This window comes from Planosporangium thailandense, from assembly GCF_011947195.1.
Taxonomy (GTDB): Bacteria; Actinomycetota; Actinomycetes; order Mycobacteriales; family Micromonosporaceae; genus Planosporangium; species Planosporangium thailandense.
In genome coordinates, this window is the sequence record NZ_JAATVY010000030.1 from 39,781 (window position 1) to 57,693 (window position 17,913).

Below are 17,913 nucleotides of genomic sequence, written 5' to 3' on the forward strand. Positions count from 1 at the left end.
TGATGACCATCGAAACGGTGGCGCAGGCGGCGTACATCGTCGCCGCCCTGCTGTTCATCCTGGCGCTGGCCGGTCTGTCCAAGCACGAGACCGCCAAGGCCGGCAACGCGTTCGGTATCGCCGGAATGGCGCTGGCGCTGGCGGCGACCATCGCGCTCGCGGTGGATCATGACATCAGCGGCCTCGGTCTGACCCTGCTGATCGTGGCGATCCTCATCGGCGCCGCGATCGGACTGTACCGGGCGAGCAGGGTCGAGATGACCGGTATGCCCGAGCTGATCGCGCTGCTGCACAGCTTCGTGGGTCTGGCCGCGGTGCTCGTCGGGTGGAACGGGTACCTGCACGTGGAGGCCGACCCGGGCGATGCCGAGGCCAACCTGTTGCGCGCCCAGCACATGCTCGGCATCCACAGCGCCGAGGTCTTCATCGGCGTGTTCATCGGCGCCGTGACCTTCACCGGCTCGATCGTGGCCTTCCTGAAGCTGTCTGCCCGGATCAAGTCCAGCCCGTTGATGCTGCCGGGCAAGAACATCCTCAACCTCGGTGCGCTCGCCGCGTTCGGCGTGCTCACGGTGTGGTTCGTCATTCAGCCGCAACTGTGGCTGCTGATCGTCGTCACCGTGATCGCCCTGCTGCTGGGCTGGCATCTGGTCGCCTCCATCGGCGGCGGCGACATGCCGGTGGTCGTGTCGATGCTCAACAGCTACTCCGGCTGGGCCGCCGCCGCCTCGGGCTTCCTGCTCTCCAACGATCTGCTCATCGTCACCGGTGCGCTCGTCGGCTCTTCGGGCGCCTACCTGTCCTACATCATGTGCAAGGCGATGAACCGGTCCTTCATCTCGGTGATCGCCGGTGGTTTCGGCATCGAGGCCGGGCCGGCCGACGACACCGACTACGGCGAGCACCGGGAGACCACCGCCGAGGAGGTCGCCAAGCTGCTCGCCACCGCCGACTCCGTGATCATTACTCCGGGGTACGGCATGGCGGTCGCCCAGGCGCAGCACGGCGTCGCCGAGCTCACCCGCAAGCTCCGCGAGAAGGGCGTCAACGTCCGCTTCGGTATTCACCCCGTGGCCGGCCGCCTTCCCGGTCACATGAACGTGCTGCTCGCCGAGGCCAAGGTGCCATACGACATCGTCCTCGAGATGGACGAGATCAACGACGATTTCGCGGGTACCTCGGTCGTGCTGGTCATCGGCGCCAATGACACCGTCAACCCGGCGGCCACCGAGGACCCGGGCAGCCCCATCGCCGGCATGCCCGTCCTCAGGGTGTGGGAGGCCGACAAGGTCATCGTGTTCAAACGCTCGATGGCCTCCGGCTACGCCGGGGTGCAGAACCCGCTGTTCTTCCGCGAGAACAGTGCGATGCTCTTCGGTGACGCGAAGGAGCGGGTGGAGGACATCCTCCGCGCTCTCTGACCGCCCGGGAACGGCGGTAAGCGGCCGCTGTGCGTGGCTGACTGTTCGGAATACGGGCTGACCGTCCTGCGGTTTCTCGGTTCGCGGCCCCGGTCCTGGGGCCGCGAACCGGCCGCTCGTGCGCTCCCCAGGCATCTACCGGTGCTCGTCGGCGTCCGTCCCTTTTGTCATTCGTTGTTGTCGTTTTCCGTTCCATGACCGTTCAACTCGCGGCCCCTGCCCGGGTCATTTTGTAATCCCTAACTTCGTAACAGCCAACGAAGAGAGGGATCAATGGATACCGCCCTCGCGGTCCGGGCTCGCGGGATCACGAAATGTTTCGGCGCTGTCGTCGCGCTCGACGGCATCGACCTGGATGTGCCGCAGGGGCAGATCCACGGCCTGGTCGGGCCGAACGGCGCCGGCAAGACGACCTTGCTCGGTCTGTTGCTGGGCCTGGCCGTCGCCGACAGCGGCCGCCTCGAGATCCTGGGCACGCCGGTCGGGCGGGTGCTCGCCGCTGGAGACGGTGTCGCCGGCTTCGTGGACGGGCCCGGTCTATACCCCTCGCTCACCGCCCGGCAGAACCTCGCCGCGCTGGCCGCTCTCCGTGGCCGCGCCGCGCGGACGGCGGGGGTCGACGCCGTGCTCGACGAGGTCGGGCTCACCGATGTCGCCGACGACCGGGCCCACGGCTTCTCCCTCGGCATGCGTCAGCGGCTCGGGCTCGCCGCCGCCCTGCTCACCAGGCCCCGGCTGCTCGTGCTCGACGAACCTGCCAACGGTCTCGACCCGGCCGGCAAGAAGCACGTACACGGTGTCCTCACCCGGCTCGCGACGGACGGAACCAGCGTCGTGCTCTCGAGCCATCGCATGGACGACGTTGAGGCGCTGTGCTCCGAGGTCACCATCGTCGCCACCGGACGGGTCGTCTTCTCCGGGCCCCTGAGCAAGCTGGCCGCCGAGAACCGTGAGCTCGACTACCGGCTGCTCACCTCCGACCCGCGGGCCGCCCGCCGGCTGGCTGTCGACACGGCCGGGATCCGTGTCGTCGACGACGCCGGGCCGCCGCACGACGCCGAGGTGCTGGTCGTGCGCGCGCTGGTGCCCGCCCTCGACGAACTGGTGATGCGGCTCGTGCGCGCGGGCATCGCGCTGCGCGCGCTCGTACCCGTGGCGTCGCCGCTCGAGGCCGCGTTCCTCGCCCTCACCGAGCAGCAGGGGACCACCCGATGACCACGACCGTCGCCGCCGACCGCGCTGCCGGTGCCCGCCGCGTCCCGGTGGCGCGCGGCTACCGCTTCGAGCTGGTGAAGCTGGTCTCACAATGGCGGATCCGCTTGCTGGTCCTCGCCTGCTGGATCGCGCCGGCGCTGTTCGTCGCCGCGGTGAGCCAGCAGAGCTCGCTGCCCGTCGACACCCTCTTCGGTCGCTGGATGCACGCCACCGGGTGGGCCGCGCCGCTGGTGATGCTCGGTTTCGCGGGCACCTGGGCGCTCCCGCTGCTGACCTCGGTGGTCGCCGGCGACGTGTTCGCCTCCGAGGACCGGCTCGGCACCTGGCGCCACCTGCTCGTGGCGGTCCGGTCGCCGCGACGGATCTTCGTGGCGAAGGCGCTGGCCAGCCTCACCGTCATCCTGCTGCTTGTGGCCGGGCTGGCCGGTTCCAGCGCGGCCGGCGGGGTCGTGGCGGTCGGCAACCAGCCGCTGGTCGGCCTCGACGGCCACCTGCTGACGCCGGCGGACGCCGCCGGGCAGGCCCTGCTCGCCTGGGTCTGCGTACTCGCTCCGACCCTGGCCCTCGCCGCGATCGGGCTACTCGGGTCCGTCGCGCTGGGGCGGTCCCCGATGGGACTGCTGCTGCCCGCGCTCGTCGCGCTCGTGATGCAGCTCGCCCAGATGCTGCCGCTGCCCGTCGCGGTACGCCTCGCCCTGCCCGGCTACGTCTTCATCGCCTGGACCGGCCTGTTCACCAGCCCGGCACAGCTCGGCCCGCTCCTGATCGCCATCGCGGTCAGCGTGGCGTGGGCCGTGACCGCGACAGCGCTGGCTTACCGGCTCTTCCTGCGGCGTGACTTCACCAACCTGGCCCACGACGGCTCGGGGCGCCGCGCGGTCACCGCCGGCGTCGTGCCGCTCGTCGGCCTGGTCGCCGCGACGATCGCGGTCGTCGCCGCGGCGACCGGGGCCACCGGTTCCGGGATCGAGCAGGACAAGGTGCAGCGCTCGGTCGCCACGGCATTCGCCCACCTCTACCGCATGCAGACCAGGCAGCTGGGCCGCCCCGACGTCACCGAAGCGCAGCTGACGGCCACGGCGACGTGCGGCAAGGGCGGCGGCAAGCTGGCCGCCCAGGGGCCGGGCAACGACTGGCGTTGCGTCGTCTCCTGGCATCTCCCCGACGTCGAGGCCACCGGGACGGCCATCTACCAGCTCGACGTCACCGCAGACGGGCGGTACGTCGCCGACGGCGACGGACCGAAGGAGGTCAACGGCTACTTCCTGGTGCGGACCCCGACCGGGGACGCACCGAACCCGCTATGGCAGTTCGACGGGAACGTCGAACTGCTCCCCAGCACCCGGAGGAAGGGATAACTCAATGCAGGTAACACGCCGCAGACGGCGTGTCGAGAAGGACCACCCCCGCCTTCTCGGTCGACGCATCGGCAGAGTACCCCTCGTGACGGCAGGCACCACCGCTGTCGCCGTCGCCGCCAGCACCGGCATCGCTTTCGCCTCGACGTACCGGTTCGGCACCGACCAGGTCGGCCAGACCACCAAACAGGGCCTGGTCGTGTCCGCCGACCAGTACATCAACCCGATCGGCGAGCGCCTCGTCATCAACAACGGCAAGATCATGTCGTCCGCGGTCAGCCCGGACGGCACCCACCTCGCGGCCTCGGTCGCCGACGGTGGAATGGCGCTGGCCATCGTGGACCTCAAGAGCTGGAAGGTGCAGCAGCTCGTCGGCAACAACGCTGCGGCAAACCTCCGCATCCCCGGCAACGACGTGGGCCAGGAAGGCCCCACGTACTCGCCCGACGGTAAGCAGCTGTGGCTGGGCCAGGCCGACGGGTACCGCACGTTCACCGTCACCGCCGACGGCACCCTCGCCAACCCGGCGTTCATTCCGATCCCGAAGGACGGGCCCAACCGCGCGCTGGTGGGTGAGGCGGTGTTCTCGCCCGACGGCTCCACCGTGTACTCCGCGGTCAACGGCCAGAACCGGGTGGTCGCCATCGACGCGGCGACCGGGGCCGTCCAGCGGAGCTGGGCCGTGGGCAACGCCCCGCGTGACATGGTCAAGGTCGGTACCAAGCTCTACGTCAGCAACGAGGGCGGGCGGAAGGCGTTGCCCGGCGACACCACGATCAACTCCTACAACACCCAGGTGCCGGCCGACCCGGTCACCGGTGCCACCACGACCGGCACGGTCGGCGTCATCGACCTGGCGAACCCGGCCGCGCCCGTCACGAGCATCGACGTCGGTCTGCACCCGACCGCCCTGTACGCCAAGAACGGGGCGCTGTTCGTCACCAACACCGCCACCAACGACGTGTCGGTCATCGACACCGCCCGCAACAAGGTCGTGCAGACCATCGCCACCCAGCCGTGGCCGGAGGCGTCGGTGGGCTACGAGCCCGACGCGGTGACGCTCACCGACGACGGTCACCTGCTGGTGACGCTCGGCCGCGCCAACGCGGTCGCCGTCTACCGGTACACGACCCCACTGGAGCCGGTCAGCTACGTCGGCCTGCTCCCGACGGACTACTTCCCCGCGGAGATCGCAGTCGTCGGCAAGGACGTGCTGGTATCCAACACCCGCGGTATCGACGCCCGCCGCCCCACCAACACCGCCGCGCACGGCACCCACGACACGACGTCGAGCCTGCAGCGGTTCAAGCTGCCGAGTGACGGCGTCATCAAGTCCTACACGGCCAAGGTCTTCCAGCAGAACGGCTGGACCGCCAACTCCGTCGAGCTGGCCAAGGGCAAGGGCAAGGCGAAGCCGGTGCCGGTCCCGCAGCGTATCGGCGACCCCTCGACGATCAAGCACGTGTTCCTGATCGTCAAGGAGAACCGGACCTACGACCAGGTCTTCGGTGACGTCCCGCGCGGCAACGGCGACCCGACGCTGGCGCAGTTCGGCGAGAACGTGACGCCGAACCAGCACGCGATGGCGAGTCAGTTCGGGCTGTATGACAACACGTACGACATCGGTACGAACTCCGCAGAGGGTCACAACTGGCTGATGCAGGCCGACGACCCGGAGTACACCGAGTCCTCGGCCGGTGAGTACATCCGCAGCTACGACACCGAGGACGACGCTCTCGGCCACCAGCGCACCGGCTTCCTCTGGACCGGCGCACAGGCGGTGGGGAAGACCGTGCGGGACTTCGGAGAGTTCCACCAGTTCCTGACCAAGCCGGCCGACGCGAGCTGGCAGAACCTGTACTGCGACACCAAGAACATGGCGGCGACCGGGCAGGACACCGCCTACCACCTGGTCTCGTCCTCGCCGATCCCGTCGCTCAACAACGTGTCGGTGCCGGCCTTCCCGAAGTTCGACACCGATGTCCCGGACATCTACCGGTACGAGATCTGGAAGCGTGACTTCGCCAAGAACGGGCCGGCGAACCTGAACATGTTCTGGCTCTCCAGCGACCACACCGGTGGTGCGCCGAACGCGGCCGCTCAGGTCGCGGACAACGACCTCGCGGTCGGCAAGATCGTCGACACGATCTCGCACAGCCCGTACTGGAAGGACTCGGCGATCTTCGTGGTCGAGGACGACTCCCAGGCCGGCCTGGACCACGTCGACGGCCACCGCGCCCCGATCCAGATCATCAGCCCCTGGGCCCAGCACGGCGTCGTCGACAGCCGCTACTACTCCCAGATCACAATGATCCGGACCATCGAACAGATCCTCGGGATCCACCCGATGAACCAGAAGGACAGCGCAGCCAGCCCGATGCGTGCGGCGTTCACCAACAAGCCCGACTACACGCCGTTCACCGCGCTGCCCAACCGGACCTCGTTGACCGCGGGTCTGAAGACCCCGCCCGCCTGTGGCGTGGACACCCCGGCGCCGCAGGACCCCAGTGCCGCGCCCGCGCCGTCGGCGACGGTGCCGGCGGACAAGCAGCAGGTGGCGGCGCAGTGGGAGGCCTGGAAGTCGCACCAGCGGCTGACCGGGCCCGACGCCAAGCCCGACTTCGCGAACCCCGCGCAGATGAACCACTTCACGTGGTACCAGACGCACGACTGGACGAAGCCGTACCCCGGCGAGGGCAAGATCTACGCGCCGGACCAGGTGCCGGGTGCCTACCTCCCGTCGTCGGAGTCCGACGGCTGACGGCGGGCTGATCGCGTCAAGGGGCCCCTGGCCGGCGTTACCGCTGGCCAGGGGCTCTTCCGTCCCAAGGCGGGCGGCGGCTACGGCGCGTCATTGATCATTTAATTGTTCACCTCATTGTCTCCTGCGGACAACTTGGACAAAACCGGTCTGTTCTCGAAGGCTCGGCAAACTCTCCGCGGTCGCGTCGTCGGCGCGGCACAGGTACCGACAGACCCGGAGCGTTGTCTTTGACCCCACATGGACGTCGTCATCGGCGCTGGCCGGCGAGCGTCCTCGCGCTGGTGGCGTTCGCCGCGACCGTGTTCGCCGCGCCGGCCCGCGCAGGAGCGCACCCGTTCGGTGATCCGCAGACCGTGGCCATCGCATCCGACGAGGATCGCCCCGAGGTCGTACAGGTGCGGTGGAAGGTCGGCGGCCTCGACGACCTGACCGTGCTCGGGGTCGCGCTCGGCCTGCTACCGCAGGACCGCGTCATGCTCGACGGCGCGGTCTTCTTCCGGGACTCGGACGCCGCGACGATCGGCCCGTCGCAGGAGTTCGCGGCCTACCTGCTGAAGCAGATCACGGTCGCCAGCGGCGGGCGGTCGTGTGCCGGTACGGTCCAGCCGCCGGCCGACCTCGCCAAGACCGGGGTGACCATCGATTACTCATGCTCCGCGCCGGTCGGCACGGTCACGGTCGCGGTGCGGACGTTGACCGACCTCAACCCCGCCTACCAGACGTTGGCCACCGGTCCGGCCGGCGAGCGCGCGGTGTACCGGTCGGGTCAGTACGCCCACGACTGGGTCCTCCGGGACGCGCCGGCCACTTCCGGTACGAACCTCGGCCGCAGCGCCGCCGTCCAGATCGCCGCGGTCGTCGGCGCCGGGCTGCTCGTCGCGGTCGCCGCGCTGGTGTTGTCACGGCGGTTGAAGCGACGGCGGTCCGTGGCATGACCGCAGTATTCGACGCCGCGTCCGTTTCGGACCGGCTGCAGGGCTTCCTCCACTCGCCGGGTGTGCCGCCGCTGGCGTTCCTGCTCGCGTTCGCCGCCGGTGCTTTCCACGCGGTGGCGCCGGGACACGGCAAGAGTCTGGCGGCGGCCTACCTCGTCGGGGCGCGCGGCCGGATCCGCGACGCCGCCTGGCTGGGCGGCTCGGTGGCGGTCATGCACACGCTCTCCGTACTGGTGATCGGCGTCGCGTGGACCTTCCTGTCGCTGGCGAACGTCATCCGGATGCAACAGCTCACGACCTGGCTGGAGCTGGGTGGCGGGCTGCTCGTCCTGGCCACCGGCCTCTGGCTGGTACGCCGCCACCTCCACGCCGCCGGCCACGGGCACACCCACTCACACGATCACCACCACGCGCATGACCACGACCACGACCACGACCACGGCAAGCGACCCGGCCTGCTCATGCTGGGCATCTCCGGTGGCCTGACCCCGTCGCCGGCGGCCTTCCTCGTGCTGGCGAGCGGACTGTTCATCGGACGCGCGGGTTTCGCCCTGTTGCTGGTGCTGACGTTCGGCATCGGCATGGCAGCCGTGCTGTTCGGCGTCGGCGTCCTCGCGGTCACCGGCAGCGCGGTGGTCGTTCACGGCGCCCGGTCGCACGCCGTCCTGCGGCTGGCCACACGGGTGGCCCCCGTACTCGCCGCCGGCGGCATCACGCTGTTCGGCGTCGGCATCGTCGCCGTCGCCGCACTCCACCTCATCGCTACCAGCTAAATCGCTATCAGCTAAGGAGACCCCGGACAATGACGCACCGACCACGGCGCATGGGGAGACCGCGGGCACACGTGCTCGCGGCCATGCTGGCCGTCGCGCTCGCCGGCGGATTAACCGCCGCGATGCCGCCTACCGCGGCGGGCGCGGAGAACGCGCCACCGGTGACCGGCGGCGCGCCGGCACTCAACCTGAGTGACGGACAGACCCTGGAAGGCACCGTCAAGGTCAACGTCGAACCGAGCGTCGAGAACGACTCGGTCGTCTCGCTGGCCGTCGACGGCCGCACCGTGGACGCCAAGCAGACCGCGGGCACCGCGCACTTCGGCTTCGACATGGGCAGCAACGGCACCGAGGCCCGGTACCACAACTACATCACGGTCAACGACCATACGGCCGAGGCCGACCGCGTCTACTTCCCTGACATCGCCGGGACCAGCGGCGCCCTCGACTTCCCCGGCGCGTGGCTGCACCCCGGCGTCAACACGGTCACCGTGCACGCCGGATGGAACTGGGTGGACACCACCAACACCGGCGCGGCCGGCGTGGAGCAGCTGCCCGACGGAGAAGGCCTGCGCTGCCCCAACTACGACGACTTCTCGCTGAGCAGCCTCAGCCTGAGCCTGCTCGGTGTCGTGGCCGACGGCGAGCAGAACAATTTCAGCTACAGCTTCGGCGACGGCACCTGCGGCAGCTCGCCGAAGCTGTTGAAGCAGGACCTGACCTTCGTCATCTCCGGCCAGCCCGGCAGCACCGCCGGGCTCAACGCCGACCTGGACACCACAACGCTGGCCAACGGCACCCACACCGTCACCGCGACGACGAAGTCGGGGGCCACGACCCGGGTCAGCGTCGGCGTCAACAACGCACCCGCCGGTGCGCCGAAGGTGACCCCGGCCGACGGCGCCGTCGTCCGCGGCACGCAGCCGGTACTCGCCGCCCTGCCGGGCGGCAGCGCCGGCACCGTTGAGACGCTGGCCATCGACGACAAGCCAGCCGAGAACGCCGAGACGCTCGCCGCCGGTACCGCCACCCTCGGCTTCACGGTCGAGGCGGGCAACTCGGTCGAGGCGAGGTACCACAACTACCTTCTGGTCAACGGTGCCCGCGTCGACATCGGAGGCGACTACGGCGTCAGCGGCGCGGAGAACGTGACGCTCAAGTTCCCCAACCGGTTCCTGCACCTCGGGGACAACGTCATTCAGGTCAAGACCGGCGACTACAACGGCACCCTGAACGGCAAGACCTGCGCGAACCACGATGACTTCAAGATCACCCGCAGCTCGGCCAATCTCGCGATCAGCACGGCCGGGACGGTGACCGCGGGCACGACGTACATCGTCACCACCGACGGCACCAGCGTGACGAAGGCCGCGACCACCGCCGCCTCGCTCGCGCTGGGCGACGGCACCTGCGGCCCCAACAAGGATGCCGAGTTCCACTTCGACATCGCCGGGGCGCCGACGGCGCGCACGATCGAGACCCTCGGCGCCGGCGGCGACGCGCACCTGCGCGTGTTCGTCGGCGGCAACGGCAGCGACAACGGGTACGACAACAAGGTCCTGATCAACGGCATCCCGCTGGACCTCGGCATCTGGGAGAAGGAGGTCGCCGACCTCTCCTTCCCGAACGAGTGGCTCGTGCCGGGCGTCAACGTCGTCGAGTTCGTCGCCGGCAGCGATCACGGCAGCGCCAGGCCGGGTGGCTGCGACAACTACGACGACTACACGCTGCGGGACTTCCAACTCGCTCCCGTCGGCGCGAAGGCGACGCAGCTGACCAAGGAGATCGCCGGGACCACCGTCACGATCGGCTCGGCGAGCTACCCCGCCGGCCAGCCCGTGACCGTGTACATCGGTGACGGCACCTGCGGCAGCAGCTTCAACGCCACGCTGGACAAGACGATCCTGGTCGACGTCGCGGGCGACAACGGCGCCGCGCTGCCGGCGCTCGGGCGTCGGGCGGACGTCGACACCACCCAGCTGTCGGACGGCGCGCACCGCATCAAGGCGGTCGTCGCGGGCTTGACCTCGACCCGTCAGTTCACCATCGACAACACCGCGCCCGAGATCGAGAGCAGCGTCCCGGCCGAGGGCCAGAAGCTGACCTCGACCGTGGCGCTCGTCGTCAAGGTCAAGGATGCCTCGGGCGTCGTCGGCAAGCCGGCGATCACGTTGGACGGCAAGACCGTCGCCCAGGGCGACCAGATCGGCCACGGCCTGCCCGCCGGGGACCACACGATCGCCGTCACCGCAACCGACACCCTGGGCAACAAGGCCACCCGGGAGATCCACTTCACCAGCGCGAACATCCCGGCCGTCCCGACCGACCTCAGCGCGACCGTGACCGGTACCAACGCGCCGTCGGCCACGCTCTCGGCAAAGGTTCCCGGCGCGGACGGCGTGCCGCTCACCGCCACGTTCACCAAGGCGGACGTCGTTCTCCCGTCCACCGGCTACCAGGGCGCGGCGACCGCGGTGCCGACCACGCTCGACGTCGCGCACGACGCGAACGTCAAGCTCGACTCGCTGCGCCCGCTCGACGGCCAGACCATCGACACGCCGTCCGGGCGGGACGTGGTGTTCCAGCGGTACGACCTGAGCGTCGGTAGCGCCGCGACGCCGACCCTGCGCTGGGAAGGCACCATCGATCCCGAGCGGGTCGTGGCGCTGCGCGTGTGGGACCCGGCCAGCAAGAAGTGGGTCGTGCTCACCAGCTCCCGCGGCCAGGCCGAGCACAACACCGTGCTGGCCGCTGAGCTCGGCACCGAGTACCGCGACGGCGGCACCGTGCACGTCCTGGTCACCGGCGAGGACCCGTTCGCCGACGACCTGTCGCCGCACGACTCGTCCGCCCAGAACGACAAGGACCACTTCGAGGACCCCGGCTCGTACGACTTCGCGATCGCGCACTTCACCGACACGCAGTACCTCACCGAGGGCGCGGCCGGCGGCACGTACGACAACTGGAACGGCAAGAAGGAGGCGTCGGACGTCGAGACCGCGGAGGAGCAGGCCATCTGGCAGGCGGCGTACCGCGACGAGACGCAGTGGATCGCCGACAACGCGAAGAGCCGCAAGATCGCGTACGCGGCACACACCGGCGACGTCATCGAGAACGACTACTACGACCCCCTCGCCAAGAATCCGGACGGCTCGCTGCAGCGCCCGGGCCTGAACGAGGAGGTCGACAAGGAGCTCGCGGTCTCCTCGAGCTACCAGAAGATCCTCGACGACAGCGGCGTCGTCAACCAGGTCATCGGCGGTAACCACGACACCCAGCTGGGCGCCGAGACCGGACCCGACTCCCGGTTCAGCAAGACGTTCAGCGCCGACCGGTACTACCAGGTGGCCAAGTCGTGGCCCGCGGGAGCCGAATACCACGCGTGGGACGAGCAGACCAACCCCGACGGCACCGTGACGCCCGGCAAGGACAACCAGAACAACTACCTCCTGTTCTCCGCCGGCGGCCTGGACTTCGTCGCGGTCGGGCTGTCGTACGGCGTCACGCCGCAGGAGGCCAAGTGGGCTGACTCGATCTTCAAGCGGTACAAGGACCGCAACGGAATCCTGTTGTCGCACGACTACCTGAAGCCGTCGTCCAACCCGGACGGCCGCGGCGCGGATTTCTCCGCACCGGACGGCTCACCGCTGTACAAGCAGGTCGTCGAGGCGAACCCGAACGTCTTCCTGGTCCTCGCCGGCCACGAGCACGGCGTGGGCACCAACCTGAAGACGGGCGTGGGCGTGACCGTGGCGCACAACGTCGTCGAGCTGCTGGCGGACTACCAGTTCTACACGGTCTCGGCCGGTGAGCTCTGGCCCAAGCTGGTCGACGCGAGCGGCAACATCGACGTCAACGGCGACGGCACCCCGGACCACAAGGCCACCGACCGGCTCCAGTTCGGCGCGAGCTTCCTGCGCCTGCTGCAGTTCAACGTGGCCCGCGCCGAGATGCACATCGACACGTACTCGCCGTTCCTCAACAACTTCGGGGCGACCGAGTACGACATCCGCCAGGACGGCAGCCAGACCAAGCCGAGGTACAACGGCGCGGAGGACAACCTGACCCTGCCGGTGGATCTCACCAGCCGCAAGACCTCCTTCTCCACCGACTCGCTGGCGGCGTACGTGCCGGCCGGCACCATCGGGACGGACCAGGTGCAGTCGAACGGGACGGCCACGGTCAAGTGGTCCGGGCTCACCCCGGGCACGTCGTACGGCTGGATCGTCGAGGCGAAGAGCGCCGACGGCGGCGTGGCGGCGGCGCAGCCGGCCGTCTTCCGTACCCCCAAGGGTGAGGCGACCGTGACGGCGACGTCCGCGCCGACCGACTGGGGCACGGCGGCGACGGTGACGGTCAAGGTGGCCGCGGGTGGTGTGCCGGCGACGGGCACCGTGGAACTGCGTGAGGGCAGCACGGTACGTGGCTCGGCCCCGCTGGCCGACGGCACCGCGACCCTCCCGCTTCCGGTGGGGCTGGCGGCCGGCAAGCACACGTTGACCGCGTCGTACTCGGGAAGTGACTCCCTCAACCCGGCCCAGGGGAGCGTCACGGTGACGGTCAACCTGCCGCCGGCGTGGAGCGCGTCGACGAAGTACGAGGCCGGCGACAAGGTCAGCTACCAGGGCAAGCCGTGGCTGTCCTTCCGGACCACCCAGCACCAGGAGCCGGGCGACCCGAACGGCGCGTGGCAGGAGCTGGCCATGACCGAGGACGGCACCACGATGTGGACGACGTCGCGGATCTTCGAGGCTGGGGACGTCGTGGCGTACAACGCCAAGACGTTCCGGGCGCTGCGACACACCCGCAACCAGCAGCCCGGTGATCCGCACGGGCCCTGGGAGGAGATCGCTCCGCCGTCGCCGGACAACGGACCCGCGACGTGGACGACGACGACGGCGTACAACACCGGCGACCGGGTGACGTACCAGGGTCACGTGTACGAGGCCACGAGGTACAACCGCGACAAGGCACCGGGTGCCCCCGATGGTCCCTGGAGGTTGATCAAGTAGCGGTATGAACGGCGCCGGCCGGGACCACACGGTCCCGGCCGGCGTCGTTTCCGGCGAAGAAGTCCCCGGTGGCACGTCCGGCGGCGCGGTCCACGGTGGCGCCGTGGCCGTGGCCGTGGCCCTGGCCTCGGCAGAGGGGAGGGCAGGCGAGCGCGGGTAGCCGGATTTCGGGCAAATGCCGGGATTGGACGCTAGCCTCGGTACGTGGATGAATTTGAATTTTATCGATGTCACAGCGCGCTGACGGATCCCGGCGAGCACGGTCTCCTGTTCGCCGAACTGCCGACCGACGTCGCGACCCTCGGCGCCATCGTGCGTGGCGTCGTCGTGCATCGCGACGAGACCTCCTGGCTGCACGGCTTTGAGCTGTCCACGCAGCGCCGCGACGAAGCGAACATCCGGTGGACGCGGGCCATCCTCGGCTACCTCGGCGATCTGCGGAAACGTTCCGCACCGCAGCGGTTCGCCGGCACCTGCCGGGACTTCTCCATCCTGCTCTGCGCGATGCTGCGCGAGGTCGGCGTACCAGCGCGGCTACGAGCGGGCTTCGCCAGCTACTTCCTGCCCGGCTTCTTCGATGACCACTGGGTGGTCGAGTACTGGTCGGAGGCGCACGGCTGGCGGTTGGCCGACGCGCAGCTCGCCGCCGGGGCGGCCGAGGCATACCGCGTGGACGTGGATCCCGTGGACATTCCGCGAGATGCGTTCCTCGTCGGCGGCCAGGCATGGCAGGACTGCCGCCGTGGCGACCGGGACCCGGGGCAGTTCGGCGTCAGCGGCATCGGACTCGCCGGCATGGGGGAGGTCCAGGGCAACGTCGTGCGGGACCTGGCCGCGCTCGCCAAGGTCGAGACGCTGCCATGGGACAGCTGGGGAGTCATCGGCCGCGGTACCGCAGGTACAGCAGGATGATAGCGGTGAGCGCCGCGAGCGCCGCCAGCACGGCCATAGTGATCTTGACGGCGCTGTACGGGCGCTGTCCCACCACCTTGCCGGTACGCCCGTTGACGAGTACCTGCCAGGTGCGGCCGGCGTACAGGTAACACGCGATCCACACCGGCAGCAGCATCAGCTTGAACATGATGTTGGAGTAGCTGGTGTTCACCGAATGCACGCGCTGCTCGTCGCCGCCGATGTCGCGCCGGCAATCGCCTTCGATGACCGGCGCCATCCGGGCCTTCGCCGCCTCCAGGCCCGCCTCCGGCTCGGTGTCGTACCGCAGGGTGCGGAACCCGGCGAGGAAATCCGGCTGGTACGGCTGCGCGTCCTCCAGCGGCCAGGGGGCGAGCGCGTCCAGCTGCTTGTCGGTGACGTGTCCGGTGGCGGGCACCAGGACGTCGTCGAAGTCGCGCTGCACCGTCCCGCTCGCCGGCCACCATCGGGTCTTGCGGACCTGGCGGGTCCGGGTCTGCGTCTGCCCGTTGACGGTCTCCGTGTAGGTCTCGGTCACCCAGTAGTACTCGCCGCGCTCACCCAGGTAGTTGCTGACCGTGTGGCAGTCGTACGTCCAGTGTGGCAGGTAGGTGCCGGCCACCGATTCCGTCTCGGTCACCTTCTTCAGCCGGGACGGCGCGAACCAGCGCGAGGACACCCAGCGCCGCACCGCGGTACGCACGCCGGCGCGGTCGACGGTGAACGGCAGCACCGCTTCCGGGGCCACCTGGTCGCCCGCCGTCACATCGGCGACCAGCGGCGCGCCGCAGAACGGGCATGCCTGCGACACGTCGTCGCTCTCGGTCCGCGCGCCGCATTTCTGACAGGCGAAGACGTACTTGCCCAGCGACGCCACCGGCTTGTGGGGCAGGGCGACGAACTCCGCGTACGAGTGCTCGCGCACCTGCCGGCCGGTGTCGGCGAGACGCTGCTCGTGGCCGCAGTACGGGCAGCGCAGGACGTCCGTACCCGGTTGGTACTCGATGCGGGCGCCGCACCCCGTGCACGGGTACGAGTGCGCCGCCGCTGCCACCTGGTCGCTCATCGGATCAGGACTGCGGGAGCGGCGGCGGGCCACCGAAGACGGCTGTCAACTCGGGCACCTGCTGCGCCGGTGCCCACGCAGGCATCCCCGTCGTCCACACCAGCGTCGTCGGGGTCAGCGTGCCGCTCGCCACCTGCGCGGCCAGCTCGGCCAGGTCGAACGGCCCCCGCTGCTGGCCGCCCACGCCGACGTACCACTGCTGCTGCACCGGTAGCGGTGGTGGACCCCCTGGCCCGGCTGGCGCGGCGGGCGCGGCGGGCGTCTCCGGCGCGGCCGGCCTGTTGAGGCTCGCCGCTATCTGCTGGCCGACCGCCATCCCCAGGCCGAGGCCCATCCCTTCACCCGCGCCGCCGCCCGGGTTGCGCGCCGCGTCCCCGATCGCGTTCGCCGTCTGGAAGCGGGTGTACCGGTCCAGGTCGCCCACGATGCCCATCTGGGTGCGCTTGTCGAGGGCCTGCTCCACCTCCGGCGGCAGGGAGATGTTCTCGATGATGAACTTGGGGATCGCGATGCCGACCGACGCGAGGTCATCGCTCAGCACCCCGGCGAGGCGGTCGCCGATCGTCTCCTGATGCGCTGCGAGGTCGAGGACCGGCACCTGGGCGGTGGCCAGCGCGCCGGCCAGCCGGCCCACGATCATCTGCCGCAGGTACCCCTCCACCTCCTCGGTGCGGAACTGCTGGTCGGTGCCGACCAGTTCGCGCAGCAGCTTGGCCGGGTCGACGACGCGGGCGGAGTAGGCGCCGAACGCGCGCAGCCGCACTGCGCCGAACTCGGGGTCCCGGACGATGACCGGGTTCTGGGTGCCCCACTTCAGGTCCGTGAACTGCCGGGTGTTGACGAAGTACACCTCGGCCTTGAACGGCGAGTTGAAGCCGTACTTCCAGCCCTTGAGGTCGGAGAGGATCGGCAGGTTGGCGGTCTCGAGCGTGTACATGCCGGGGCCGAAGGCGTCGGCGATCTGGCCCTCGTTGACGAAGACCGCCGCCTGCGACTCGCGGACGACGAGCTGGGCGCCCATCTTGATCTCGTTGTCGTGTCGCGGGAAGCGCCAGACGATCGTGTCGCGGCTGGCGTCCAGCCACTCGACGATGTCGATGAACTGGCCTCGGATCTTGTCCATCAAGCCCATAAACGGCCTCCCACGGTGCCCTGGCGTATTGATCACGCCGAGCGAACAATAACAACCTCCAGCAACGGTAGGGGGTTGGTCGCGCGGGCGGGGGTCGGTTTCGGGTGCGGCTGACGACCGGCTACGGCCACGTCCGCCGCCGGCCGGCTATGCGCGGTCCGAGGCCGGCCACACGTACGGCAGGTCGTCGGAGATGTCGCCGAAGAGCGGCCGGTACCACGCGGGGTCCTTGCGCACCAGCGCGGAGCGGTGGCTCAGGTGCAGGTCTTCGCGGCCCAGCCAGGGCGGAAGCTCGCTGGCGACGGCCAACTCCGACTGGGTGCGCACGGGACCCGCGTACTCGGCCGCGATGCTCGTCGCGCAGGTGTCGGGCCGGTCCGCGGCGCACCAGACGGCGCACACCTCGAGCCCGTACCGGACCAGGGCCTCCTCGTACCCGGTCCACATCCGGACCGCGGGATGACGCTTCCAGCCGTACTCCGGTCGTACCAGGGCCCGCAGCACCTGGAGCGCTTCGACGCGTTGCTTGCCCAGCCGCCGTGGGTCGAGCGCCACGGCGCTCGCGTGAAAGTCCGGGTACGGCAGAAACGTCTGCACCGAACGCCGGGTCTACCCGGTGGACCGCGGTGCATGACGACGACCGCGAACTTCTCGGTGCTCCGGCGGTCCGTCCGTACGGCTCGCTGCGTGGCGAGGTGACGAGCGGCCGCGCGGGAACCCTGCCCGGCTCGTTCCGATATGAGGCGTTGTGAAATCGGTACTTTCGGCAGCCGGGGCCTGTCCATGTTGCGATCGTTTATCAGTCGAACGTACGATGCCTGAATCTTGATTGATTCCAGAAAACGGGCCAGACTTCGGAGCGTGCCAACGACGTCGGACTTCGAGCGCATGCTGCGCGGGGCTGCGCTGCGTGTGACGCGTCCCCGGGTAGCGGTGCTGTCCGCGGTGCACGGCCATCCGCACGCCGACACGGACTCGATCATCGGTGTCGTCCGTGAGGATCTCCGTGAGGTGTCCCACCAGGCCGTCTACGACGTGCTGCGCGCGCTGACCGCCGCGGGTCTGGTAAGGCGCATCCAGCCGTCCGGCTCCGTGGCTCGCTACGAGGCGCGGGTCGGGGACAACCACCACCACGTCGTTTGCCGATCATGCGGTCTCATCGCCGACGTCGACTGCGCGGTCGGCGAGGCGCCCTGTCTGACCGCTTCCGACGACGGCGGCTTCTCGATCGACGAGGCCGAGGTCATCTACTGGGGCCTGTGCTCCGGTTGTTCCACCGCAGACAATTCCTGATCCCCTTGATCCGCCACATCACGGAAGGAACC

The 17,913-nt window shown here is 69.6% G+C and carries 12 protein-coding genes; 9 read left to right on the forward strand and 3 right to left on the reverse strand.

The genetic code is table 11. The annotated features are described in order from the left end of the window. The first annotated feature begins 2 nt into the window (after nucleotides 1-2). From pntB to HC031_RS33545, 8 genes are all read left to right on the forward strand, one after another. Nucleotides 3-1,421: a Re/Si-specific NAD(P)(+) transhydrogenase subunit beta gene (pntB, locus tag HC031_RS27510; RefSeq protein WP_205863317.1), complete on the forward strand. Its 1,419-nt coding sequence runs from the start codon at nucleotides 3-5 to the stop codon at nucleotides 1,419-1,421. Between the two features lie 273 nt (nucleotides 1,422-1,694). Further along, nucleotides 1,695-2,636 carry an ABC transporter ATP-binding protein gene (locus HC031_RS27515; protein ID WP_167928348.1) on the forward strand — a complete coding sequence of 314 codons (942 nt, stop codon included), beginning with the start codon at nucleotides 1,695-1,697 and terminating at the stop codon, nucleotides 2,634-2,636. Further along, nucleotides 2,633-3,994: an ABC transporter permease gene (locus tag HC031_RS27520; RefSeq protein WP_167928349.1), complete on the forward strand. Its 1,362-nt coding sequence runs from the start codon at nucleotides 2,633-2,635 to the stop codon at nucleotides 3,992-3,994. The genes HC031_RS27515 and HC031_RS27520 overlap by 4 nt, the downstream gene beginning before the upstream one ends. 85 nt (nucleotides 3,995-4,079) lie before the next feature. Next, entirely contained in the window at nucleotides 4,080-6,755 is a 2,676-nt protein-coding gene (locus tag HC031_RS27525; RefSeq protein WP_338090858.1) for an alkaline phosphatase family protein, read from the forward strand. A 230-nt stretch (nucleotides 6,756-6,985) separates the two neighbouring features. Then, nucleotides 6,986-7,693, forward strand: coding sequence for a hypothetical protein (locus tag HC031_RS27530; RefSeq protein WP_167928351.1), 708 nt, complete (start codon nucleotides 6,986-6,988; stop codon nucleotides 7,691-7,693). Continuing rightward, a complete protein-coding gene (locus tag HC031_RS27535; protein WP_167928352.1) occupies nucleotides 7,690-8,466 on the forward strand; it encodes a HoxN/HupN/NixA family nickel/cobalt transporter in 777 nt (258 codons plus the stop codon). Before HC031_RS27530 ends, HC031_RS27535 begins: the two co-directional genes overlap by 4 nt. Nucleotides 8,467-8,495: 29 nt before the next feature. After that, nucleotides 8,496-13,478, forward strand: coding sequence for a carbohydrate-binding protein (locus tag HC031_RS27540; protein WP_167928353.1), 4,983 nt, complete (start codon nucleotides 8,496-8,498; stop codon nucleotides 13,476-13,478). A gap of 204 nt (nucleotides 13,479-13,682) precedes the next feature. Then, nucleotides 13,683-14,390: a transglutaminase domain-containing protein gene (locus HC031_RS33545; RefSeq protein ID WP_167928354.1), complete on the forward strand. Its 708-nt coding sequence runs from the start codon at nucleotides 13,683-13,685 to the stop codon at nucleotides 14,388-14,390. Here the strand turns inward: HC031_RS33545 and HC031_RS27550 are convergent. The 3 genes from HC031_RS27550 to HC031_RS27560 all read right to left on the reverse strand — a co-directional run bounded on the left by HC031_RS27550 (nucleotide 14,356) and on the right by HC031_RS27560 (nucleotide 17,185). After that, nucleotides 14,356-15,456, reverse strand: coding sequence for a hypothetical protein (locus HC031_RS27550; protein ID WP_167928355.1), 1,101 nt, complete (start codon nucleotides 15,454-15,456; stop codon nucleotides 14,356-14,358). The genes HC031_RS33545 and HC031_RS27550 overlap by 35 nt on opposite strands. A gap of 4 nt (nucleotides 15,457-15,460) precedes the next feature. Then, nucleotides 15,461-16,588, reverse strand: a complete 1,128-nt coding sequence (locus tag HC031_RS27555; RefSeq protein ID WP_167928356.1) for an SPFH domain-containing protein — start codon at nucleotides 16,586-16,588, stop codon at nucleotides 15,461-15,463. Nucleotides 16,589-16,735: 147 nt separating this feature from the next. Continuing rightward, a complete protein-coding gene (locus HC031_RS27560; protein WP_167928357.1) occupies nucleotides 16,736-17,185 on the reverse strand; it encodes an MSMEG_6728 family protein in 450 nt (149 codons plus the stop codon). 291 nt (nucleotides 17,186-17,476) lie between these two features. On the opposite strand from HC031_RS27560, the gene HC031_RS27565 reads away from it, so the two are divergent. Beyond that, on the forward strand, nucleotides 17,477-17,881 hold the full coding sequence (locus tag HC031_RS27565; RefSeq protein WP_205863322.1) for a Fur family transcriptional regulator: 405 nt from the start codon (nucleotides 17,477-17,479) through the stop codon (nucleotides 17,879-17,881). Nucleotides 17,882-17,913: the final 32 nt, after the last annotated feature.

Coding starts and splice junctions, on each gene's coding strand:
- pntB (WP_205863317.1), top strand. CDS start 3: ATGACCATCGAAACGGTGGCGCAGGCGGCGTACATCGTCGCCGCCCTG.
- HC031_RS27520 (WP_167928349.1), top strand. CDS start 2,633: ATGACCACGACCGTCGCCGCCGACCGCGCTGCCGGTGCCCGCCGCGTC.
- HC031_RS27535 (WP_167928352.1), top strand. CDS start 7,690: ATGACCGCAGTATTCGACGCCGCGTCCGTTTCGGACCGGCTGCAGGGC.
- HC031_RS27515 (WP_167928348.1), top strand. CDS start 1,695: ATGGATACCGCCCTCGCGGTCCGGGCTCGCGGGATCACGAAATGTTTC.
- HC031_RS27555 (WP_167928356.1), bottom strand. CDS start 16,588: ATGGGCTTGATGGACAAGATCCGAGGCCAGTTCATCGACATCGTCGAG.
- HC031_RS27540 (WP_167928353.1), top strand. CDS start 8,496: ATGACGCACCGACCACGGCGCATGGGGAGACCGCGGGCACACGTGCTC.
- HC031_RS27565 (WP_205863322.1), top strand. CDS start 17,477: ATGCTGCGCGGGGCTGCGCTGCGTGTGACGCGTCCCCGGGTAGCGGTG.
- HC031_RS27550 (WP_167928355.1), bottom strand. CDS start 15,456: ATGAGCGACCAGGTGGCAGCGGCGGCGCACTCGTACCCGTGCACGGGG.